The 24,605-nt window shown below is 42.1% G+C and carries 14 protein-coding genes, 1 tRNA gene, 1 rRNA gene and 1 pseudogene; all 17 read right to left on the minus strand.

Annotated elements, in window-relative coordinates:
- Positions 1-49 precede the first annotated feature (49 nt).
- Positions 50-126: transfer RNA gene (locus LBYS_RS12480), tRNA-Ala, on the minus strand.
- A 110-nt stretch (positions 127-236) separates the two neighbouring features.
- A 16S ribosomal RNA gene (locus LBYS_RS12485) occupies positions 237-1,737 on the minus strand.
- Positions 1,738-2,343: 606 nt separating this feature from the next.
- The gene (locus LBYS_RS12490) at positions 2,344-3,456 is read right to left on the minus strand and encodes an aldose epimerase family protein (protein ID WP_013409208.1); all 1,113 of its coding nucleotides are present in this window, start codon (positions 3,454-3,456) and stop codon (positions 2,344-2,346) included.
- Between the two features lie 17 nt (positions 3,457-3,473).
- Positions 3,474-5,129 carry a sodium/sugar symporter gene (locus LBYS_RS12495; RefSeq protein WP_013409209.1) on the minus strand — a complete coding sequence of 552 codons (1,656 nt, stop codon included), beginning with the start codon at positions 5,127-5,129 and terminating at the stop codon, positions 3,474-3,476.
- 17 nt (positions 5,130-5,146) lie between these two features.
- A complete protein-coding gene (locus LBYS_RS12500) occupies positions 5,147-5,845 on the minus strand; it encodes an L-ribulose-5-phosphate 4-epimerase (RefSeq protein WP_013409210.1) in 699 nt (232 codons plus the stop codon).
- Between the two features lie 41 nt (positions 5,846-5,886).
- Positions 5,887-7,377 carry an L-arabinose isomerase gene (gene araA / locus LBYS_RS12505; protein ID WP_013409211.1) on the minus strand — a complete coding sequence of 497 codons (1,491 nt, stop codon included), beginning with the start codon at positions 7,375-7,377 and terminating at the stop codon, positions 5,887-5,889.
- Positions 7,370-9,007, minus strand: coding sequence for a ribulokinase (locus LBYS_RS12510; RefSeq protein WP_013409212.1), 1,638 nt, complete (start codon positions 9,005-9,007; stop codon positions 7,370-7,372). The genes araA and LBYS_RS12510 overlap by 8 nt, the downstream gene beginning before the upstream one ends.
- A 53-nt stretch (positions 9,008-9,060) precedes the next feature.
- The gene (locus LBYS_RS12515) at positions 9,061-9,762 is read right to left on the minus strand and encodes an NUDIX hydrolase (protein WP_013409213.1); all 702 of its coding nucleotides are present in this window, start codon (positions 9,760-9,762) and stop codon (positions 9,061-9,063) included.
- 117 nt (positions 9,763-9,879) lie between these two features.
- Entirely contained in the window at positions 9,880-11,841 is a 1,962-nt protein-coding gene (locus tag LBYS_RS12520) for an alpha-L-arabinofuranosidase family protein (RefSeq protein WP_013409214.1), read from the minus strand.
- Entirely contained in the window at positions 11,842-13,374 is a 1,533-nt protein-coding gene (locus LBYS_RS12525) for an alpha-N-arabinofuranosidase (RefSeq protein ID WP_013409215.1), read from the minus strand.
- Positions 13,371-15,584: a glycoside hydrolase family 127 protein gene (locus tag LBYS_RS12530; RefSeq protein ID WP_013409216.1), complete on the minus strand. Its 2,214-nt coding sequence runs from the start codon at positions 15,582-15,584 to the stop codon at positions 13,371-13,373. Before LBYS_RS12530 ends, LBYS_RS12525 begins: the two co-directional genes overlap by 4 nt.
- 17 nt (positions 15,585-15,601) lie before the next feature.
- Positions 15,602-17,509, minus strand: coding sequence for a glycoside hydrolase family 97 protein (locus LBYS_RS12535; protein WP_013409217.1), 1,908 nt, complete (start codon positions 17,507-17,509; stop codon positions 15,602-15,604).
- A gap of 192 nt (positions 17,510-17,701) precedes the next feature.
- Complete coding sequence (locus LBYS_RS12540) at positions 17,702-19,315, minus strand: RagB/SusD family nutrient uptake outer membrane protein (RefSeq protein ID WP_049781376.1); 1,614 nt, start codon at positions 19,313-19,315, stop codon at positions 17,702-17,704.
- Positions 19,316-19,329: 14 nt separating this feature from the next.
- Positions 19,330-20,322: pseudogene (locus tag LBYS_RS19475) on the minus strand (TonB-dependent receptor domain-containing protein); the annotation flags it as partial.
- Positions 20,323-20,367: 45 nt separating this feature from the next.
- A complete protein-coding gene (locus LBYS_RS18380) occupies positions 20,368-22,644 on the minus strand; it encodes a SusC/RagA family TonB-linked outer membrane protein (RefSeq protein WP_049781378.1) in 2,277 nt (758 codons plus the stop codon).
- A gap of 222 nt (positions 22,645-22,866) precedes the next feature.
- The gene (locus LBYS_RS12550) at positions 22,867-23,889 is read right to left on the minus strand and encodes a FecR family protein (protein WP_013409219.1); all 1,023 of its coding nucleotides are present in this window, start codon (positions 23,887-23,889) and stop codon (positions 22,867-22,869) included.
- A 36-nt stretch (positions 23,890-23,925) separates the two neighbouring features.
- A complete protein-coding gene (locus LBYS_RS12555; protein ID WP_013409220.1) occupies positions 23,926-24,498 on the minus strand; it encodes an RNA polymerase sigma factor in 573 nt (190 codons plus the stop codon).
- Positions 24,499-24,605 lie beyond the last annotated feature (107 nt).

Consider the following 24,605-nt stretch of genomic DNA (forward strand, 5'->3'; position numbering starts at 1 on the left):
TCAGTCTTTCCAATGATGTCAATGTACGTTTTCCAATCCGAAGATTGAATGGTGGAGAATATCGGAGTCGAACCGATGACCCCTTGCTTGCAAAGCAAGTGCTCTAGCCAGCTGAGCTAATCCCCCAAAACTAACTTGTGGAGAAGATAAAGATTTTCACACATAGGTATCTTTTATATATGTTTGTAACAAACACTCACCTTATCATTCTTCTGGTCTTGCCAGAATATCTCTATAAAGGAGGTGTTCCAGCCACACCTTCCGGTACGGCTACCTTGTTACGACTTAGCCCCAGTCACTGGTTCTACCCTAACGAAGTCTGTTACCTTCCGCTTCAGGTCTACCCAACTCCCATGGCTTGACGGGCGGTGTGTACAAGGTCCGGGAACGTATTCACCGCATCATGGCTGATATGCGATTACTAGCGATTCCAGCTTCATAGGGTCGAGTTGCAGACCCCAATCCGAACTGTGACATGATTTTTGTGATTCGCTTACTCTTACAAGCTCGCTGCACTCTGTTCATGCCATTGTAGCACGTGTGTCGCCCTAGGCGTAAGGGCCATGATGACCTGACGTCGTCCCCTCCTTCCTCTCTACTTGCGTAGGCAGTCTGATCTGAGTCCCCAACTTAATGATGGCAACAGATCATAGGGGTTGCGTTCGTTGCGGGACTTAACCCAACACCTCACGGCACGAACTGACGACGGCCATGCAGCACCTTGTTTCGCGTCATTGCTGACTAATCCATCTCTGAATTATTCGCTCACATTCTAGCCTAGGTAAGGTTCCTCGCGTATCATCGAATTAAACCACATGCTCCACCGCTTGTGCGGACCCCCGTCAATTCCTTTGAGTTTCACCGTTGCCGGCGTACTCCCCAGGTGGATTACTTATCGGTTTCCCTTGGTCACTGACCCATCGGCCAACAACTAGTAATCATCGTTTACGGCGTGGACTACCAGGGTATCTAATCCTGTTTGATCCCCACGCTTTCGTGCCTCAGCGTCAGTTAATTCGTAGTGACATGCCTTCGCAATCGGTATTCCTCCCCGTATCTATGCATTTCACCGCTACACAGGGAATTCTAGCCACCTCCAAATCACTCAAGCTCTACAGTATCGAGGGCATGCATACAGTTAAGCTGCTGCCTTTAACCATCGACTTATAAAGCCGCCTACGCACCCTTTAAACCCAATAAATCCGGATAACGCTTGCACCCTCCGTATTACCGCGGCTGCTGGCACGGAGTTAGCCGGTGCTTATTCTAATAGTACCGTCAAATAGCCTCGCAAGACTACGTTTCTTCCCATTCAAAAGCAGTTTACAATCCAGAGGACCTTCTTCCTGCACGCGGCATGGCTGGGTCAGAGTTGCCTCCATTGCCCAATATTCCCTACTGCTGCCTCCCGTAGGAGTCTGGCCCGTATCTCAGTGCCAGTGTGGGGGATACTCCTCTCAGAGCCCCTAAGGATCATAGCCTTGGTAAGCCGTTACCCTACCAACTAGCTAATCCTACGCATGCCCATCCATATCCGATAAATCTTTTAATAAAAAACGATGCCGTTCTCTATGTTATGCGGTATTAATCCCAGTTTCCTAGGGCTATCCCCCTGATATGGGTAGGTTGCATACGCGTTACGCACCCGTTCGCCGGTGACATTGCTGCCCCCTCGACTTGCATGTATTAAGCCTGCCGCTAGCGTTCATCCTGAGCCAGGATCAAACTCTCCATTGTAAATTACTTTTACTCGTAAGCGTTTGCCTTTCTCTATATTTTACCTAGCTTTTCGTTCCAGCTCCTAAAAGCCAAAACTAGTGCTTCCATCTTTATCCCCAACAAGTTAATGAACTTTCTCCCACCGTAGTGAGCTTGTGCGTCTCAGCCATCTTTCCGCTTTCGCCGCTCTTCTATTTTTTGCCCCGCTCGCCTTCGTTTCTGTGTGTCTCTCGTCGTTTGGGAGTGCAAAGGTAGAAGCTTTTTTTTAATCTGCAAAACTTTTTTTGAAATTTTTTTTCTTCTCAAAAGCCCCTCCTTTCAGCTATTCGGTAGACCGTCTCCGAAAGGATTGCAAAGGTACAACCATCTTTTGAATTAGCAAACTCTACACAAAAGAAATTTCAAAGAAAATAGCCCCCATTTCCCCTCTCTGCTGCTTTTCAATCACTTACAGCTCAAAAAAATTTCAAAGATTTTTAACCCTTCCCGCACGTAGGTTTATATCAAACATCAAACCGTATTTATTAGTTCAATTTATTCTTATTTTATTCCTATAATTGTTTTGGTATGGCACAAAAAAAAGGTGACCCTTAGGACACCTTTCCTTAAAAATTATTTTTCAAACTATTGAAATTTATAAATCGTAGTCGATTTATACGTCTCACCCGGTTTTAATAATGTACTCGGGAAAGTAGATTGATTAGGAGAATCAGGATAATGCTGCGTCTCTAAACAGAATCCTGAACGGTGAGGATACTTTTCGCCCGCCTTTCCAGTATAATCCCCGGTTAAGAAGTTACCCGAATAAAACTGAATGGCAGGTTCAGTAGTTAGCACCTCCAAAGTTCTACCCGTAGTAGGCTCAAATACCGTAGCTACACTTTTCAATGAATTACTGCTATCAGCGAAGACCCAACAGTGATCATATCCCTTTCCAAAACCTAATTGCTCATCTTCTGCCTCAATCCTCTCTCCTATCTTAGTAGATGTAGTGAAATCAAATACCGTTCCTGATACCGGTCTCAATTCTCCGGTTGGAATCAAAGTAGCATTCACCGGTAAGTAACGATCAGCCGCCATGCTCAATTCATGATTCAATATGCTTCCCGCCTGAGCTCCCGCAAGATTGAAGTAGGCATGATTTGTAAGATTAACCACCGTAGCTTTATCTGTAGTAGCCTCGTAATCGATCTTCAAGGAATTATCCTTTTGCAAAGTATAAGTAACAGTAACCTCTAAAGTACCCGGATAACCCATTTCACCATCCTTAGAAGTATAGTTCAGTTTCAATTTAGGTTCTTCTCCATCTTCTGGCGTAGCCGCCCAAAGCACCTTGTCGAATCCCTTATCTCCACCATGAAGCGAGTTTGGTCCGTCATTCGTAGGCAACTGATATGTTTCCCCGTCTATACTGAACTTACCTCCCGCTATACGATTACCATATCTACCGATCAAAGCTCCAAAATATGGACTACCTTTTTCATAATCCTCCACCGTAGAATAACCCAATGTGATATTCTCATATTTACCGTCTTTGTCCGGAGCTGTCCAAGAAGTTATGATGCCACCATAATTCGTGATCTTTACTTCCATACCGTTTGCGTTCTTCAACGTGTATAGGTCCGCCTTAGAACCATCTGCTAAAACACCGAAGTCTGTCTTCTCTATGTTAGCAGTTTCTTTCTTTTGAGTACAAGCCATCATAACACCTAAGATTAGCCAATATTTAAACTTCATTTTCCAATTATTTAAGGTTACCAGAATATATAATAGATCAATGCAAATACGGCAAACACGCCTACAGCTCCTGCCACAAAACTTTTTTCTACCTTAAACCAATCCTTTTTTAACTCGAATGCCTTAGGATTATCTTTACCCTTAGACTGAATCAAGCTGATGATCACATGAGCCGCAACACATATCCAAAACACATAGCCCATTCTATTAAGGAATGGCATTTCTTCAAATTGATATTTGAAGAGTGCCGACAAAGGTATACTTAATATAGCAGCTGCCAATGCTCCACCTGTGCTGGCCTTCTTCCAGAAGAAACCAAGTAAGAAGATACACAAGATACCCGGAGAAATAAATCCGGTATATTCCTGAATATACTCAAAGCCTTGTCCAAAGTTCTTCAACAACGGACTTATCAACAATGCTATCACAAAAGATATAATGATAGCCACTCTACCGTACAATACCGTTTGCTTCTCCGAAAGGTTCTTGTTGAAGAATTTCTTATGAATATCTAACATATATATAGTAGACACGGAGTTTGCTTTACCCGCCAAGCTCGCTACAATGGCCGCCGTCAATGCTGCAAAGGCTAAACCTTTCAAACCTGTAGGAAGTATGTTCAATAAAACTGGATAAGCATTATCAGGTCTAACAATACCGTTATCCGTAATTCCATTTACAATAGCCGGATCTGCGTTTTCCTGGAACAATACATATGCTGCCAAACCAGGTAGAACCACGATAAACGGCATTAACATCTTCAAGAAGGCAGCAAACAATAAACCATTTCTCGCCGTGCTCAAGTTTGCTCCTAAAGCTCTTTGAGTAATGTATTGGTTACATCCAAAATAATTGAAGTTTACTATCCACTGACCACCGATGATGAACATCATCAATCCAGGCAATTGCTTATAAGCATCTGTCTGACCACCTTTACCGTCATGTACAAAGAATTCGTTTGGTTTGAAGATCATATGCAAATGCGAATCCGCCTTCTCCTTTATCAGACGTAATCCTTCAAATACTCCATTCCCATCCCCTACTTTTTCAGATAGGAGATCCAGTGCCAAATAGGTAGTGGCTAAACCACCTACCACTAAACATACCACCTGGATCACATCTGTATATCCAATCACCTTCATTCCTCCTAAGGTAATGATAACGGCAAAGATGGTTAAGAAGATGGCACAACTCATAAAGCTGAATCCGGTCATCTTCTCTAAACTAATCCCTCCTAAGTATATGATAGAGGTTAAATTCACTAGTATATATAGGAACAACCAGAATACAGCCATGATCGTAGCTAAGCTACCATTGTATCTCACCTGCAAGAACTGAGGCATAGTGTAGATGTTGTTCTTTAGATACATGGGCAAGAAGTAAACGGCTATCACTACTAATGAGATGGCACCAATCAACTCATATGCTGATATGGCTAAGCCCAATTGGAATGCCTGCCCACTCATTCCGATAAATTGTTCTGCCGAGATATTGGAAGCAATAATGGATGCTCCAATAGCCCACCAGGTCAAAGATCCCTCCGCTAAGAAGAAATCCTTACTATCTGCACTCTTAGTACCTTTGTTTTTGTATATCCATATCCCATATATGGAGACTATGATAAAATAAGCAAGAAAAATGCCGTAGTCCAGAGACTCTAGTCCTAATTTCATTTTATAATCGTTAAGGTTTAACAACCCTGCCCGTAATATGCATTAACTCCATGCTTACGCTCGTAATGCTTCATACGTAGGGTTTCTTTGATTCTTTGGGTTTGAGGGTTGATTTGCAAAGTCAAATAGGCCATTCTGGCTACCTCCTCCAGTACCGCTGCATTATACACAGACTTTGCCGCGTCTTTACCCCAGGTGAAAGGCCCATGGTTTTGCAAAAGCACCATTTCTACCTCCTTATGCGAAAGACCCTTTTCTTTGAATACACCAAAGATCTGATTCCCGGTTTCGTACTCATAATCTCCTTTGATCATTTCATCTGTCAACACCGGCGCACAGGGAATATCCTGATGCGTATGGTCAGCATGAGTGGTGCCAAAGATGGGAATATCCAAACCTGCCTGTGCCCACGCTACCGCATACGTACTATGTGTATGCGTTATCCCTCCGATATCATCCCAGGTCTTATACAATAAAGCATGGGTTTTTGTATCAGAAGAAGGACGCATCTTACCTTCCACCACTTTGGCATCGTAATCCATAATCACAATGTCCTCCGCTTTTAAATCTTCATAAGGCACGCCTGAAGGCTTAATGGCAAATACCCCTTTGCTACGGTCTACCGCACTCACATTACCAAAAGTAAACAGCACCAAGCCTAATTTTGGCAGTTGCATGTTTGCTTCGTAACATTCTTCCTTTAATGACTTATACATAATACAAAGGCCCCGGCTTACACCGGGGCATTACGTTTAAATTACTTATATGCGATGTCGTTAAAACGAATCTCGTTCTTAATATCACGAATAGTGGTGCCTTTTCCTATCACCAACAACTCTATGCCTAACATTTCTGCAAAGTCCTCTAGGTATTCGGTAGTCAGGTTTTGGCTATATACCGTGTGGTGAGCGCCTCCTCCTAAGATCCATGACTGAAGACCCACTTCCATAGAAGGTTGTGGTTTCCAAAGCACACGAGCTGTAGGAAGCTTAGGGAACTCTTTATCTACCTTCACCGCTTCCACTTCATTTACCAAAAGACGGAAACGATTTCCTAAATCAATCAAAGAGGCATTTAGTGCATTACCCGGTGCTCCGTTAAATACCAAACGAACAGGATCTTCTTTGCCTCCGATTCCTAGTGGGTGTACTTCACAGTTGACTGTACCTTCTGCAATACTAGGACAGATTTCTAACATGTGTGAACCTAAAACCATCTCATTGCCTGGCTCAAAATGGTAAGTATAATCTTCCATGAAAGAGTTACCTCCTTTCATTCCACTTGCCATCAATTTCATTACGTGTACCAAAGCAGACGTTTTCCAGTCGCCCTCTCCACCGTAACCGTAACCTGCAGCCATCATGCGCTGAGAACCTATTCCAGGTAATTGACGCATGCCGTAAAGGTCTTCAAAGGTGTTAGTATACGCAGAGAATCCGCCATCTTCTAAGAAGGTTTTCAAACCAAGCTCAATTCTAGCCGCTTCAATCAAAGAATCTCTCCTTTCTCCTCCTTTCAATAAAGAAGGCATTAAAGCGTAAGTATCTTCGTATTCCTGAAGGAGGGTATCGATCTGGGTATCCGAAATCTGGTTGATCACCGATACCAAATCACCAACTGCGTATGTATTAACGGAGAAACCAAATTTATCTTCCGCAGCTACTTTGTCGCCATCTGTAACCGCTACTTGTCGCATATTATCTCCAAAACGAGCCACTTTCATGGTCTTCATTTTGTAAACACCTGCAGCAACTCTAGACCAAACATTGATCCTTTCATGTACAGAGGCATCTTGCCAGTGACCTACCACCACTTTTCTAGGCATTCTCAATTTGGACATGATGAATCCAAATTCTCTGTCACCGTGAGCCGACTGATTCAGGTTCATAAAGTCCATATCGATATCCGCATAAGGAATATCACGGTTGAACTGCGTGTGCAAGTGCAAAAGAGGTAATTGTAAAGTATTCAATCCTCTGATCCACATTTTAGCAGGAGAGAAAGTATGCATCCAAGCGATGATACCTATACAGTTTGGAGTGGCATTTGCCTCCCTACAGATCTGCAAGATCTCTTCAGGCGTCTTAACTACGGGTTTAAAAACCACGCTAACAGCAATATGAGGAGATTGGTTAAGTGCATCTGCAATTACCTTAGAATGTTCGTCTACCTGACGTAAGGTTTCTTCTCCGTAAAGATGCTGGCTGCCAGTGACAAACCACACCTCAAAATTTTTAAGATTAAGCATTGGTTTCTATGAAATTTCCTAGTTTTTGATATTTACTATATAATTTTTGATACACTTCCACATATTCCGGCCTAGGATAATATTCCTTATCAAATCCGGAACCCATCTTCTCTTGAGCCGTCTTGACATCCGGATGTATGCCTGCTGCTACAGCTGCAAACATGGCAGCTCCTAGAGCACATGCCTGGTCTGAAGTAGCCACTTTAATAGGTACGTTCAACACATCTGAAAGATTCTGCATCACAAATGGAGATTTTTTAGCTACTCCACCTATGGCTATAACCTCTTTGATAGGAACACCCTGAGAAATAAAACGATCTACGATAGCTTTTGAGCCAAAAGAAGTGGCTTCCACTATGGCCTTAAACATCTTAACCGCATCTGTACTCAAGTTCATTCCTATAAAGCCAGCTTTCAAAGTATGGTTCGCATCCGGAGTTCTTCTACCGTTAATCCAGTCTGTAGCTACTACATCATTTTCACTTACCGGAAGTTTAAATGCCTCCTCAGATAAATAAGGAAGGATTTTGTCTTCCAATTGAGCCGCGGCTTCTTCTCCCAATAAGGAACGAACAGGCCCTACGATCAACTTTTGGAACCAAGCATAATAATCACCATAGGCAGATTGGCCGGCTTCCATACCCAGATACCCTGGAACCACAGATCCGTCCACCTGTCCGCAAATTCCTTTTACCAGAGTATCTTTCATCTCTTCATTCGGTGCGATAAGAATATCACAAGTGGAAGTTCCCATCACACGAACAAAAGCATAGGGAGAGATTTCAGCTCCCACTGCCCCCATATGACAGTCAAAGGCTCCTACTCCTATCACCACGCCTGTAGCTAGTCCTAATGTCTCTGCCCATTCTGCTGAGATGGTTCCCATTACCTGATCAGAAGTAGCTGTATCTTGGAATAAACGCTCGCGCAACCCACCAAGAAGTGGATCTATGCTGGTCAAGAATTCTTCTGAAGGTAGACCATCAAACTCCTCGTTCCACATGGCTTTATGCCCAGCCGCGCAACGAGATCTTTTTATTTCTAAAGGCTTGGTCTCTCCGGTTAGTACGGCAGAAATCCAGTCGCAATGCTCCATCCAACTGTAAGCTGCGGCTCTTACGCCTGCATCTGTACGATAGGTCTTTAAGATCTTTGCCCAAAACCATTCTGAGGAATAAATGCCACCTACATACTTGGTATAATCAATAGCTGACTTTGCCGCAGCGGCGTTCACCTCTTCTGCTTCCTTATTCGCCGTATGATCTTTCCAAAGAATGAACATGGCATGAGGATTTTCCTCAAATTCCGGAAGCAGAGACAAAGGAATACCTTCTTCATTTACAGCTACGACCGTAGAACCGGTGGTATCTATAGAGATGCCTTTCACTTGCAACCTCTCCTCTGTACTTAATCCCGCTAATGCTCCTTTTACTGCTTCCTCCAGGGATTCCAAGTAATCTTTTGGATGCTGACGGAACTGTGATATACTCGCGTCACAATACTTCCCCTCTTTCCAGCGCTTGTAATAGCTCACAGCAGCACCTGCAGTGCTTCCGTTTGCCGTGTTTACTACGACGGCTCTTACTGAATCCGTCCCAAAATCAATCCCAATGGTGTACGTGCTACTCATCTATTTGTTTGGTGTCTTTTTTACACATTTATAGGTAAAGGGAATTACTTCCCTTAGTTCTTTCCAGGAGATATAAAGTAATGAAAGCTGTTGAACTGCTTCTGATACTTCTCCTTGTCCAATTTATATAAGATGGCTTTTTTTGTTGCCGACTTCTCATTCTTCTCTCCTGTATCAATCAATAATTTGGTGGACAGAATCTTCCTACTACTGAAATTCCTTCTGTCTAATGGTTCATTGTAGATCTCCTCATAGAGTTTCTGCAATTGTGGAATAGTAAACTTATCCGGTAATAATTCAAAACCAATAGGATGCATGGCTGCCTTATACCTAAGCTTTTCCAGAGCCAAGTCCACCATTTTATTATGGTCAAAGATCAGGTTTGGCCTACGATCTAAGTTGATCCAATACGCATTTTGTGCCCGGGCTGCGTCCTGGTCGTGTGCATGAATATTGATCAAGGCAAACAGGCCCACTGAGATGGTTCTCTCTACCGGGTCTCTATCTACATCGCCAAAGGTTTGCAACTGCTCAAAATATACGTCTCTCAATCCTGTTAGTTCAAACAAAATCCGATTAGCAGCCTCCTCTAATCCTTCATTCCGCTCCACAAAACCACCCATTAGTGACCAATTTCCCTTCTCCGGTTCAAATTTCCTCTTGATCAATAAGAGCTTTAAATTTTCACCGTCGAAGCCAAAAACTATGCAGTCTAAAGCCACTAACAGCCGCTCCCCATGTGCGTATTTATCCATTGGTTTATTTTCTTATTTCATTTCCTAAAATACTATCGCACGCAACATTAAGATGAATATTTTATTTCAGCAAAATATTGTTATTAAAATACAGGTATCGGTTAAAATCTGACACCTCTATTTCACACTTATTCTATATACACTAAACGAACGTGCTGGCAAACTGAGAATAAGCTTCTTACGCTTCGTATCCACTGCTACTTCAGACGCTACAGGAGCTACTTTTTCAGCCTCTTTTACCGAATTCATAGCTTCTAAATCATCTGTAAACATTCTGGAAAGTTTCGCTTTTTCTCCAATTTTCTTTGCGCCAAGAATGTTTACTTCATGTTGAACAGCTGATGATCCAGCGTTCGTCACCTTGATGATGATTTCCTTTGTTTGCTCATCCCAAACCGTAGAAGCATACAAGCTATCCTGTCCGCTGATTTTTTGATCAAATTGAAGCAAGTGCGTTCCTCTGTTTGTACTGAATTGCTTCTGTACATAATAGCTTGGAGTACCGTAAATATTCAAGTTGTCCACCCAAATCAAATCCGGCGTCCACTGCCATCCGTCCTCATGCGCGAACAGTGGTGCATATGAAGTTAAACGAACAATATCCGCATTTCTCTCTAATCCGGTCATAAACGCAGACTCTGAAAGGGCAGCCAGCCAGTTGTTCACATTGATATCTCCACCCTTGTTTTTTGTATGAGATGCCCACTCACCTACAAAGATCTGTGGCCCCTTTCTATCATAGCTGTCATATCTAGATGTATTTTCATACAACCATGATGGAGATTTGTATGCATGCTCATCGATGATATCAATGTTCATCTTTCTCAATTCTTTGTCCAAAAGCTCAAACCTGTCGCCTTCTGTGCTCGTTCCGGAACTGGCTACAATCTGGATTTCAGGATATTTTTCTTTGATGGCTTTCTTAAAGATCTCAAGACGCTCTATGTATTGAGGCCCCCAGTTTTCGTTTCCTACTCCTATGAATTTCAAGTTAAATGGCTCCGGATGGCCCATTTTTACTCTCTCCCTTCCCCAGGTGCTGTTCGCATCTCCATTGGCAAATTCAATAAGATCTAAAGCATCCTGTACGTAAGGATCAAGATCCTCTAAAGCTACTAGTTCGCCGGAGTTAAACTGGCAAGCCATACCACAGTTTAAGATAGGAAGAGGTTCTGCCCCAATATCTTCGGCTAATTGGAAATATTCAAAGAACCCAAGTCCAAAGGTCTGGAAATAATCAGGAGTAGGACGGTGTGCAAATTCAATGTTCCAACGGTTCATGATCAACTGTCTCTCCTCTAACGGACCTATAGTTTTCTTCCATTGGTATCTGTTATCCAGATCAAAACCTTCTACTATACAACCGCCAGGGAAACGTATAAAACCAGGCTTCATGTCAGCAAGCATTTGCACCATATCCGCTCTCATACCTCCTTTCCTACCCTTCCAGGTATCTGTAGGGAAGAGGGAAATCATGTCTACGTCTAATTCCCCTTCCCCACTAAACCAAATGGCCATTTTGCCTTTTAATACCGTTTCTGCTGAAACAAGATTCATTTCTAGCTTCTGCCACTCACTGCCTGACAAGCTACGGGAGCTTATTTGACCTACCACCGCTTTTTTGTCGTTCAGAAGTTCTACATGCACTTGAGCATTTCCCTTCTTCACCCTATACAGGATGGAAAAATCATAAGTAAGACCTTTTTTAAGCCCCATACCTCTGAAACCCTCATTGACCAAGCCTAACTCTCCCTTCTTTTCATTATTTAGCTGGATAGAAAGGTATCTAGGATTAGAAGGTTTATCCGGTCTGTTCTTGATCTGCATCTGACCCTCTATAAAGGTCTTATGCTTTCTTTCCCAGCCCATCCATGGTTTAAAGAACTCGAAAGATCTGTTCTTTACTAATTCTGCATAAATCCCTCCGTCAGCTCCTAGGTTGATATCCTCAAAGAATACCCCCCACATAGTGGGTGCTATCTCAGCACCTTTTTTTGAAGCATCAATGGTAAAGGTTTTTTGGGCAAAGGCCCCTTGTCCAAGCCATAAGGCGGCTAGAATAAGAATCTTTTTCTTCATTTATTTCACATTTAATACAATCACCGAGTGTGCCGGGATAGTAAGTTTTAATACACCGTTGTTTAATTTCGCTCCTGTAAATTCCTTTACTTTTATCTTCTCCGGCTGTTCAAAAGTATTATAATCCTGAATACTTCCGGAAGTTAAGATTTGGCCACTCACTTTAGAAACGTTTTCTCCTCTAAGACTAATGGTCACTTCATGAGATTTGGTATAATCAATATTGGTCAAAGAGATATTGATCCCGCTTTCATTCTTCGATGCCGAAGCAGAAACCGCAGGGATAGATTTTCCTTCAAATTTATAGTTTTGAGTCTCCAGTTGGATAGGTAAAAGCGTAGCATCTTGATGCACGTTGTACATTTTCATGACGTGGTACGTTGGCGTCAAGATCATCTTTTCCCCCTCCGTCAGGATTACGGCCTGGAGCACATTCACCATTTGAGCCAGGTTTGCTCCTCTTACCCTATCTGCATGATTATTAAAGATATTCAGGGTCATACCTGCAATCATGGCATCACGCATGGTATTTTGCTGATATAAGAAACCTGGATTTGTACCGGGCTCTACCTCGTACCATCCTCCCCATTCATCAACGATCAAAGCTACCTTCTTCTCAGGATCATATTTATCCATTATGGTAGAATGACGCACAATTAGCTCGTCCATTTTCCAAGCCTCTTGCATAATCTTGAAATACTGTGCTTCAGAAAATTGAGTAGATGGTCCCTTCTTGTTCCAATCAATCACGCTATAATGGTGTAAAGCTACTCCGGAAAGCATGTTATGAGGAATGTTCTTCATCAGCGTTTCCGTCCAGGCATAATCATCATCTGTAGCGCCGGATGCAATCCTGAATAGCTTAGCATCATTCGTCCAACTGGTCATGAAGGTAGCATATTGCTTATAGATGTTGCTATAATACTCCGCATTCATATTTCCGCCGCATCCCCAAGCTTCATTTCCAACACCCCACATCTTCACATTCCATGGTTTTTCCCTACCGTTCTTCTTCCTCAACTCTGACATGGGAGAACCACCCGGATGGTTAACATAATTGACCCAGTCAATCAGATCCTGAACCGTCCCGCTCCCCACATTTCCTGCCAGGTAAGGCTCCGCTCCGATCTGTTCACAAAGATCCAAAAATTCATGTGTTCCAAAACTATTGTCTTCAGTAACTCCTCCCCACCAAACATTGATCATGCTAGGTCTGTTTTCTTTCGGACCTATACCGTCTTTCCATTGGTAGGCATCCGCAAAGCATCCTCCGGGCCAGCGTAGATTAGGAACCTTCAAGTCCTTTAAAGCTTGGACAATGTCATTCCTGATCCCTCTGGTATGGGCTACTTTAGTATTATTCTCCCCCACATAAAGTCCATCATAAATACATCTACCCAAATGCTCAGCAAAGTGACCATAGATGTGCTTATTGATCTGTGTCTTCCCCAGATCGGTATTCAAAGTGATTTTGGTTTGCGCTGATAGACTAGTCCAAGCTATACAGCACAGGGCTAAAACGATCTTTTTCATTGAAGAATGAGTTTAGTGAGACGTGGAGTTCTGTTTGCCCCATCGCCAGGTTGAATTTTGATGTGTAATCTTTCTTGTTTTGGTATACTTACAAAATATAGTCCGCTCTCATCAGATTGAACAGGATACACTTGGTCGTTAATGGTCAACTTCAGACCCTTGATAGGCTCTAAAGCATAGACCCAAAGCTTCTCTGCTTTCAATCCTTTGTTTGTCATCTCATAAGAAATATAGGAAGCTGTACTTCTCCAGAAATACCCTTGATCATAGCCCGAAAAACTTTGCTCTCCTTTATAATTATGGTCGGCTTCCGGCTGTTGTTCTCCTAGGTCAATCTTATCTATGATGCTCTCCTCGAAGGCTCTCTCCTTATCTAAACTTTCCATAAAGCTCTGATACTCCGAAGAGTTTAAAATCTGGAAATACATTTGGTAACGCGTATCATGCACCTCAAAGAATGGTCTCAGATTCACATCTCTTAGTAAAAAGTTAAGGCCTTCCTTCTTTTTTATTTCAGAAGCCACAACCTTTTGATCTGCAAGAATTACTTTACCGGAACTGAGGGGGAACATTTTGCCCTTCGTCTCATGGCCCATCCTGCTATCATCTGCAAAGATACCTCTCAGGTCTTCCTTACTTGTTTCAGCTGCTAGCACCAAAGGTCCATAGGTGAATGCTGCCCATTTTTGATCGTTAGGCAGGAACTCTTGCCCCATTTTCGGTTGGAAGCTCAAGTGAATTTCAGCCTTCTTCAAACCAGTAAAAACGGCAAATCCACTCTCCATTTTTGGATTAACTTTTTTCCCATTGACGGTAAATTTCACTTCATCCATCCACGCAGGAATTCTCCATTTCACTGTTTTTTCTCCATCAACTCTAAGGACCGCCGTATTTTCATAAGGATATTTTGTATCCAAAGTCACAGAATGACCTTCAAGTTTCGCAGCGATCAAGAGGTTCACTTGTAAAACTCCTGCCCTTCTCGAGAAGATCATTTCCCCATATTTGGTGTGGTTTTCCAAGCCCGTACCTACGCAGCACCACATGCTGGTTTCCGGCTGAGAATACACCCGATAGTGATTAGGACGAATAGGGGTAAAATACACAAATCCACCTTTCTCTGGGTGCTGACTAGAAAGGATATGATTGAAAAGGGTCTTTTCGTAGAAGTCCAAATACTTGTTATCTCCGGTACTTTCGTACAAAGCTTTAGAAAGCTTCAGCATATTATAGGAGTTACAGGTTTCAGGACCTTGATTTGTTTCTAACATCTTATCAAATCTATCCAACTCGTGGAAATGTTCCCTATAGCTGTTTCCTCCGAAAGCCACGGAACGATGTAAGGCCACATTATCCCAGAAATAGGATGCTCCCTTGTGCCAATCCTGGTTCTTAGTCACCTGACTGATCTTTTCAGCTCCCACCATCTTTGGAATCTGGGTGTTAGCATGCAGCCCCGTGAGAATATCTTTTCCTTCTATCATAGGTTGAAGGAATGCTTTCTGCGTAAATCTCTCCGCTGCCCTAAGGTATTTTTGCTCTCCTGTAGCAGAGTATACATCTAGGAAGGCCTCATTCAATCCTCCATGTTCTGTACGGAGTACTTTTTCCACTTGCTCGTCCGTTAACGCGGAAAAGAGCTCTATCATCCAATCTGACAATCCCGTTAAAACAGTAAGAGCCTCATTATTGCCTGTAAAATGATAAGCATCATATAAACCTGCAAACAACTTATGGATATTATACAATGGTACCCAAGTATTATTCAGGCCAAAGGAGCTTCCGTCTATATCTCCTTTGCCTATCCTTTCCCAGAACACTTTACCTTGAGGTATTCCACCCACATAACCATTTCCGTTCTTCTTTTGGCAAGCGGCAAGTTCGCTAACCATATAATCCAAGCGTTTCTTCAGTTCAGGTTCTCCTGAGGAAGCATAAAGCATGGCTAACGCTGATAGATAATGTCCACCTATGTGTCCATCAAGTCCGCTGCTTTCCCAGTTTCCGTAGCGTTCTGCTTTTTTTTCTAAGCCGGCATCTATTCTATAGGGAGCTAAGAGTTTATCCGGATCTAAAGCCAGAATGTACTTTAGATCCACATCTTGAGCATTTTTAAACACCCCTTCCTTCAGTTTTACTTGGTTTAATGGGATATTTTGAGCTTTCACCCCTACTGAGGCGAGTAATATGGCGATTAATATTCTTTTCATAATGAATTAAATACTCCTCATAATGAATTAAATACTCCCACGATTCCCCCATAAGCCGGAAGGGAGATTTTTCCATTTGGCTTCTGGTTTTTTCTGATTGATTCTTGTCGTGAAACATCCTCAAAGAAGTACCCCTCGCCTAGGAATGAAAGGTCTACTTTGATTTCTCTCGTCTTCTTTTCCCCGTTCATTCCCCCTAAGTACCATTTGTTACCTGACCTCCTTGCCAGTAGAATATACTTTCCAGGTTCCCCTGCTAAAAACTTCGTTTCTTCCCATGATGAAGGTAGATTTCTCAAGTAGTTTTTGATGTCCTCTGATTGATTCGACATGCCCATGGGTGATTCCGCCAAGTGCTGAATTCCAGAAAGGAACAGGACTGTGGAAGCTAACTCAAAGGTTTTTGTAGTAACACGATGTATCCTAGGAATGCTGTCCAGAGTCATTGGTGTAAAATCCATTGGATCAAACAAATTCCTAGTGTACACGGCAGTCAAAACGTGTGCCGGTTGCTCGTTAGCAAAATCTTGAGAAAAGGTCACCATCTCCTGCCCTTTGATAGCCTCCGCCGTCATCAGATGAGGATAAGTCTTTTGCCATCCCCTTGGTAAAGTAGCCCCGTGAAAATTGATCAATAGTCCTATATCCGCTGCATCATTCAGAATATCGATATAGTAGCGAATCATAGATTGTCCATCCCCCCCGAAGAAATCAATCTTAACTCCGGCTACACCCATATCTTTGATTCTTTGGAACTCCTTTCTTCTACTTTCCCTTGTTAACAGAAGGTTTCTTGGGTGATAAGGAGTGGTGTTCCAGGAACCTGCAGAATTGTACCAAAGGAGCAGTTTAACTTGCTTCTGAGCTGCATAGTCTACTAATTCCTTCATGCGCTCATACCCTATGGTTGTATCCCAATTCACATCTACCAAACAATACTCCCACTTCATATCTGCCGCAAAATCGATGTACATGCGCGTGGTATCGTAATTGATTGATTCGTCTTTCAGGATAATCCAACTCCAAGAAGCTTTTCCCGGCTTAATCCAGTCCTGTGATTTGAGACGGATGGCTTTAGGCGCTAAATCTGTACCCAAAGTGGACTCTGAAACGGTCTTCAAAGTACCTAATGCTATGACTCTCCAAGGCGTATACCATGGCAGTTTTGACTCCGGATTCAACTCTCCTCCCGTAAAAACTTCCGGTTCTTGAGGGAAACCTATCCTATACTCCCCTTTCGGTGATTCTGCTTGAAGACGGGTGCCGCAATACGTGCCGTCTAGACCGGCCTCCGTTATGGCTACATAAACCTGATCTTTGGTTCTGAATAGAGCCGGATAAACCCATCCCGCCTTGATAGGCGAAGGTGTTCCCACTTTGATCTCCCGCAGGTATCCTTCCTCGTATGAAGGGTGGCAATGCTCCCATCCAGTCTGAGCATCTGACATGGGCTGCATCCAGGCCACGGCCGTTTCAGGAAAATTAAAAGTAGTCAACTCTTCCGTGATATATTTTATGTCAGGAGAAGTTCCGGGAAAGTAATATCTGAATGCAAATCCGTCATTTGACAATTGGAATTCCAAATCCATAGGCTGCTGCTTCTCATTTTGCAAATGAAAAACATAACGATTCGCCTTGTAACTGATGGACTTTCTTTTGGCATTTAAGGTCTCGTACTTCTCATGCACTTCTTGCACCTTCTCCACACTAATGATCTGAAGACCCTTTGAAAAGTCTCCGTCTTTTCTGATGATTCCAAGTTGGGAAGGCTCCATCACCGGTTTTCCGGAAAAGGAAACAGAGTAGGTGAATTTACCTCCTACCTCAGTATTCAATTTCACCTTGATGGCACGGTTAGGACTTAGCATTTCCTGAGCAAAAACGGAAGTGCTGAGGAACATGTAAAAAGCAAGAAAAGTCTTCATAATATTTCACAATTAGTGTCAAAAAGACACATTTTTACTCTGTAAAAAAGCGGAGAAGGCTTACTCTCGAGAGAATGGGTCTTTTCCGCTTCATACAAATGTACAGTTTAAGGGTATACAAAACAAATTAATCCAATAATAAATTAAATGGATTCAATTTTAACAGTGTGTCCTCTAGGGACACCCTATCGCTTAATACCCAGGATTTTGCTTGAGTTTGTTATTCTTATTTAGCTCTACGGTAGGGATGGGGAAGAGATGTTTATTTGTATCCCCTGTAGCGTTATGTGAGAACCAAGATTTCTTAGAAAACACACCGAAACGAATGAGATCTTGTCTTCTTCTTCCTTCCTGATCAAATTCCCATCCCAGCTCATCTAAGAACCTGCCAAAAGGAATGTCTGCTCCTCCTTCCATTGTGGTGGAGTTAATGTCTCTTCTTCCGTAAGAATAAACACTTGGGCCTCTTAACTCGGCACCCGTTACTACAGCCTTTGCAGGAGCATTTCTAAACGCCCTCTGTCTAACCTGAGTGACTAGCGCCGCTGCTTCTACATCTCTACCCAACCTAAGTAAACATTCTGCTTTGATCATTAGGATATCAGCAAAACGAAAGACGGGAAAGTCATTACTCAACTGTACGTCAGAGCCCATGGCTATTTCAAATTTTCCAAGGCGAAGGCCGTGCACTGATTCTCCATATTCTATGGATGGAACCTCATTTATATAATTCAGAGGCTTGTCTTTGAATCCGCCCATACCGCAGATTAATTCCTGACCAGTAGAAGAGTACTGTTGCCCCTGGATCCAGTTGGCTTTCATTCTCTCATCATCCACATCGTAAGAACTAATGAACTGAGGAATAGCACTCATGCCACCCCATGGTGCACTTTTGAGGTTATAGGTAGCTTGATTTTCAGGCGACAAACTTTGCATATGCAAATCAAAAGCATTCCAGTTATTGGTATAGATAGCGTCCAAAGGAAGCGCCCAGATGATCTCTCTGGAATTTTGGTTTTCAGTAACAAATACATTCTTTTGATTAGCTTCTAACACAAAACCCGCACCGGAATTAATCACCTTGTCAGCAGCGTCAATGGCCTTTTGCCATTGGGCAGTACCACTATATACTTCTGCATTCAAGTAGATCTTAGCCAGAAGGGAGTAAGCAGCCCATTGATTAAATGTCCCGTAGGTACTTACATCATTTTTAGTACTTAACTTAGAGACGTTCTCTTCGATCTCCTTCACTACGAAGTCGTAAACTTGCTTTCTGGTAGATTGGTCTGGAAGGAAACCGTCAGGTAGGTCAAACTGGGTTACTACCGGAACATTTCCATACATATCCATAAGGATGTAGTAATAAGAAGCTCTTAATACTTTCAATTCTGCTAAGGTAGCTTCTTTGTCTTCTCCAACTATCGGAATGATGCCTGATTCGATTTGATAGATTACCCGATTGCAGTTAGTTATCCCTGCATATGTTCTGTTCCAAGTTTGGACCACCACTCCTTCTTCTGCAGTCCACTTATGTTCATGCAATCTTCTGTAGACGCCACCGTCCACCCATCCGTTAGGCCTACCCGGAATCACTTGCTGATCTGCTGTTAACTCTTGAGCTCTCCAAAGTCCATCCCAGTCTAACAAGATAAATCTCCAGTTAGAGTAAGCCGCTCCTTTTAGTGATGCCAAATCTGAGGCAGTAGGATTAAACTGAGAGGCAATGATGGAAGTATACGCTTTATCTTTCAGGTCGGTACATGCGGTAAATAACCCAACGAGTACCATAAGGAATATTTTTCTCATCTTAGTAATCTTGTTTAAAAGGTTAGGTTAATGCCCAATGTATACGTTCTGGTGGTAGGATATTTATCCCTATCGTCATTACCCGGACTTAAGCCCATACGGTTCACTTCCGGATCTATTCCCTTATAACCCGTAATGGTGAAAGTATTCAGGGTAGATAAGTATATTCTGAAATTCTGAATATGTTTACTGTTTACAGGGACATTATATCCTGCAGTAATGTTATCAATCTTCCAGAAATCTCCATCTTCAATGTAATAGCTATTAAACTCCAAAGGAGCGGTCAACAACGCTTTCCCGAAAACCTTTTCAGTAGAAGATTTCAAACGGTTATAGTTGACTATAGTGGGGTTTTCAAAGTACATTCTTTGGAAGTTCAATATCTGATATTTGAAGGCCCCTCTCATGGTTACACCAAAGTCAAATCGCTTGTATCTCACATTGTTATTCCATCCTGCGTAGTATTTTGGAAGGCCATTACCTATGACTTGCTTATCCTCAAAAGAATGTGCAAAGTTGTCATAACTTACCCTCTCCCCGCTCTTGTTTTCATATATCCACTTTCCGTTTTCATCTATATCTACCACTTTAAATCCATAGAAATCACCTATGCCTTTGCCTATAAACACGATGTTTGTAAAGGTCTGAATAGGCTCTCCCGTTCCACCTGTGGTGAAGTAGTCATTTGTAGTCTGATATAAATCATTGGAAAGACTTACCAGTTTATTCGAGTTAGTAGAGAAGGTGAAGGTGGTGGTCCACTCCAGATCTTTCTTCCTCACCGGAATGACGTTTACTATGGCTTCAAATCCTTTATTCTCCATTACCCCTACGTTAGCACGTGTAGTGGTGAATAGATTTGGAGGACTAGGAACTTGATAATCATATAGCAAGCCTTTGATATTACGCACGTAATAATCTAAGCTACCTGAGATTCTTCCTTTCTTCATCATGAAATCTAAACCAAGGTTTGTTTCATGCTTTTCTTCCCAACGGATGTTTGGGTTAGGGTTTGTGGTAGGCCCTAAGGATCTTACCCAAGTTCCATTACTCTAGATATATCCACCATAACCTAATTGAGCTTGACTTAAGAAGGAAGAGGATGGCGGGTTACCTGTAACCCCATAACCTACCCTCAGTTTTAGATCGTCAAAGAATCTTTGATCCTTCATGAAGGCCTCATTTGTAATTCTCCAACCTAAAGAGGCAGCTGCGAAGGTACCCCATGGCTTATCAGCTCCGTATAATTGGCTGGCACCTTCATGTCTCACACTACCCATCAACAAGTACTTTTCATCATAACTGTAGGTTAATCTGGAGAAGAAGCTAATCAAGTTCGTTTCACTTCTGCTACTACCTATAGTAGCCTTCCCGTCAGTTAAAGCATTACCTAAGCCGATGTTATGATAGCTGAAAATGTCTGTAGGGAAATTGTAATTTCTAAGGAAGCTACTGCTGTAATCATTCTCTTGATAACCGTAACCGCCTAAGATGGATGCTCTGTGATTACCGAATTTCTTAGAATATTGTCCTGTGATTTCTAATAACCTATCAATAGACAATGCACTACCTATAGCTGCATATCCGTTCATATTATCTCTCAAATTAGAGATATGCTGTTTCGTCTCTGCATAACCTGCATTGTTATTGAATCTTGAATAAGATACCAATGCGTTAAAACGTAGATTATTTGTAGGATTATACGTCAAGTTGGCATTCATTCTTGAACTAACTGACTTGGTAGTTCCATCACTCTCATAAAGTCTGGCCAAAGGGTTCTCATAATTGAAGTTCCCTGTCTGTTCAAACCAGTTCCCATTTTGATCATAGATAGGAGATGTTGGGTTTCGGATCAAAGTTTGGCGATAAGTATATCCGTTAAAGGATCCTCCGTCCTGGGTTTGAGTAAAGCGGTTCACTTGATTCAATAAACTCAAATTCAATAAGAGTTTATCGTTTAACATGCTATGATTAATATCTATTCTACCCGTAAACGTTGAATTATCTGATTTCTTAAAGATACCTTCCAGATATCTATAGTTCGCAGAAGCGATATAGTTAGTGCGCTGAGAACCTCCTCGGAAGGTAAGGTTATGCACGTTAGTTAATGGAGTTTGAGTTATTTCATCCATCCAGTCGGTATCTGAACCTAGATCCCAGGATGCATCTCTGGTTCCAGCTTTGATCTGCTGACGATAATCATCTGCTGTGAGCATTTCTAATCTCCGGGCTATGGTTTGTACACTCATGTTACCGGAGTATTCTACTACAGAAGTTTCCTGCCCTCTAGCCCTCTTAGTAGTGATAATGATCACACCATTTGTACCTCTAACCCCGTAGATAGCAGCTGCGGAACCGTCTTTAAGCACGTCAATGGATTCAATGTCTTCCGGCGCCACTGTATTCAGGCTGCCCGGTACACCGTCAATGATAACTAATGGATTACTGTTGGCTCCAAATAAGGTAGTATTACCTCTTAAAAGGATCTGAGTTCCTTCTACCGGGTTTCCACTTGGTGAGGATATGGTTAAACCAGCTACCTTACCTTGAAGAAGTTGACCGGCATCCTTCACTGGGCCTTTCACAAAGTTCTCCGCTTTTATGGTGGCAATAGAGCTGGTTACATCTCCTGCTCTTTGGGTACCGTATCCCACTACTACGATCTCGTCTAATTTTTGTTCATCTAAACTTAGTACAAGGTCAATTCGCGTTCTATTTTCTACGGGGATCTCCTGTGGAACGTAACCCACAAAGCTAAAAACCAAGACAGCATGTGGATCTGCAACATCAAGGGTGTAATTTCCTTCGGCATCAGTGATGGTACCTTTTGTACTTCCTTTCACCATCACACTCACCCCTGGCACAGGATCACCTTTTTCGTCTGATACCCTACCTGACACTTGTATGTCTTTAGGAGCCATTTTGGAAATGGAGATTTGTTGAGGCTGCAGTCTATTCATTCGAATATCTTGCTTAGTATACTCCGGCTCTTTGGGGTTTGCCGTAGTATAGGTAACTACCTCTGATTTATCTAACTTCTTTCTTCTGATGACAATGGTTTTATCTAAGATTTCATAGGTAAGAGCCTGATCTAGCATGATCTTATCCATAAATTCTTTTACCGTTCCCTCTTGAAAATCGAGAGTGATATGTCTGGCATCACGGATTATTTTTTTATCGTAAAAGAATTTATACCCACTTTGCTTCTCTAGCTTGCTAAAGACAGAGACCAAAGGTGCATTCTTGACAGTCATTTGGATTTTTTGGGAAAACCCGGCAGCTGAAACGTGAATGCAGGCAACAACTAAGAAAAAGGCTGTTAGTTTCATTACTAGGAGCATTTTGAGAGAAGCCCGCAAGAGCACTTCTTTCTTTCGTAAAGAAATTTGCATAATTTTGTTAGGTTTAGGTTGATACATAGATTTCTTCACCTCTTTAGGAGGTGGGAAGGACTGACCTGAGCCTTAGCCGTTTCAGGTCGCATCTGAAACGGTTTTTTTATATCAGTCGGAATCGTTTTCTTGTTACTTTCTTTTTTTACATCATAGGCACTATTCCATTACAGTGATCTTTTTACCTTCTACTTGAAAGCGGACACCTCCGGCTTCCAATATCTTCAGAACAGAGGACAGTTTAGTATCCCGTGAAATCTCTCCCACAAACTCATACTCTTTCACTGTTCCTTCGTATACTACTTCAATGTCATACCATCTGCTTAACTGCCGCATTAACTCATTTATACCTATCCCTTCAAAACGGATTATACCATCCTTCCACGCCACTACCTGATGGGCATCAATCTTACTAATCCTGAGAGGTTTCCCTTTTTGAACCTTCGCTTGATGTCCCGGCTTAAGTATGGTCTTTTCACCCGAACTACTGATCTGAATACTCCCTTCTAATAAGGTGGTTTCTATAGCTTCCTCATCCGAGTAGGAGTTAATGTTAAATCGAGTACCTAATACCTCTACTACTTGTGTATCTGTAATCACCCTAAAAGGAACACGTTTTCCATTCCTTTCTAAATGTGCTACTTCGAAATACACCTCTCCGCTGGCCTGAACCACCCTTTCTTCAAAATCAGATGAGAATTCTATACTGGATGCTGCATTTAACCAAACCTTCGTCCCGTCTGCCAATGTCAATTGATACTGTCCCGCCTTAGGCGTAATGAGCTTGTGTTTCGCTTTAGAATTGGATTTTCTCTTATATACTAACTCCCCCCCATTGACCTTCATAATGAGCGCGCCTTCGTCTTCTACTAAAACACCGTTTGGTGCATTTTCCAAGTCTATTTGCTTACTATTTCCCAGTATTAACTGAGCCCTATAATCTCCCGGAAGTATGTCCTGAACTATCTCTTTTTGTACCTTTTCCTTCTTTGTCCAAAACGTAATGAGAGCTATCACTAGAATAGCAGCTGCAGAGGAATACCACCAATATTTTTTTCGTACCGGCTGTGTCCTCTTTCTGGCTTCATACAAATACCAGGTCTCCAAAAGAGCTCTTTCTTCTTCTGTAAGGGTACCGTTTTCTAGTTTCTTAAGTAAATCTTCAGCGTTTAAGCCAGGCATACAGGTTTCCTTTTCCTTAATGACGGATAAGTAGGCCTATGGGAGTAGATGAAGGAATAAAAAAAATATGGGGAATGAAATTTCTAATTTCTTCTTCAGAATGGACAGGGCATTACTTACCTGCTTTTTGACCGTCTTGTCAGATACCTTTAATGTTTCTGCAATTTCTTTGTGTGAAAGTTCCTCATTTCTGGACAAGGTAAAAACGAGCCTCATCTTCTCGGGCAATTGAGCCACCTCATTTTCAATGATCTCCTTTAACTCGGTTTCTCTTACCTGTGCCTCTGTAGTTTCTACCCCTTCGTCTAGGAAGCTTTGCAAGGAGTTCAAATATTTCATCCTATTCCTCTCCTTTGCCATCTGATCTAGAATCCTATTTCTAACGGAGGTATAGAGATACGAAGACAAGGATTGCCTTATTTCCAGATCTATTCTCTTTTCCCATAGGTTAAAGAACAAATCTTGAACCACATCCTTTGCTTCTTCTTTGGAATTCAACATCTTATAAGCATGTGCATACAGCAAACCGCTATACTTTTCATATAGCTCAGAAAACGCGTCCTGGTCTCCTGATTGGGTTCTTTGCCATAATTCTACATCTCTGCTCATAAAATAGAACTAATCCTCGCAAAAATAGAAATTTTTCAATATCGTGTAAATTAAACACATTTTTAATTCTCTGTGTATCTTCCTGCCAAAAGTTTTTTTATTTTGTA

It is taken from the genome of Leadbetterella byssophila DSM 17132 (assembly GCF_000166395.1).
Lineage (GTDB): Bacteria > Bacteroidota > Bacteroidia > Cytophagales > Spirosomataceae > Leadbetterella > Leadbetterella byssophila.